We start from the raw sequence: 535 nt of genomic DNA on the forward strand, positions 1-535 counted from the left end.
AGATGGCCGTCTAACGTCGGAATTTTTCAGCGTCAACGGAATGATTGTTGAGAAAACATGGGATCCGGCCAATACAACGCGCCCAATCAAGGAAGTGAAAAAAAGTACCACGCAAGCCGGAAACCCCGTTCTGTTCTGGCAAAAAGAGTACTTTGGTTATTTAACTGAATCGATGACAGATGATTATAGCATTGAGCAGGGGTGGGACTACAAAGGTGAGCTTTGGTCTAACTATCAAATCAATCGCGACTCAAGCAACCGTATAACTTGGCAGGGCTACAACTACGACAATGGAACTTATATTCATAAATCGTGGGATTACACTACAGGTGTAAGTGTCGAGCGCGTTGGAGCGCCTACACAGAACTCGATTATTGATACGGTTGCCGACAATTGGAATTTGCACAACTGGGGGACTTACGTCGCCAAATATGATGCAAACTACAAGATGTGGTTATTGAGGTATAATTTTGATGATGGTTCAAGAACTGAATATTGGTGGGATATATACAATCAATCAGAAATGAAAGCTTAC

Annotated in this window: 1 protein-coding gene; it reads left to right on the forward strand. The window is 42.6% G+C overall.

Annotation, left to right across the window (positions count from 1 at the left end; genetic code table 11):
- Positions 1 to 535: hypothetical protein (locus AC1DT3_RS23850; protein WP_477467614.1), on the forward strand; the 535-nt coding region annotated here is incomplete at both ends.

Source organism: Microvirga sp. P4_G7 (assembly GCF_056401005.1).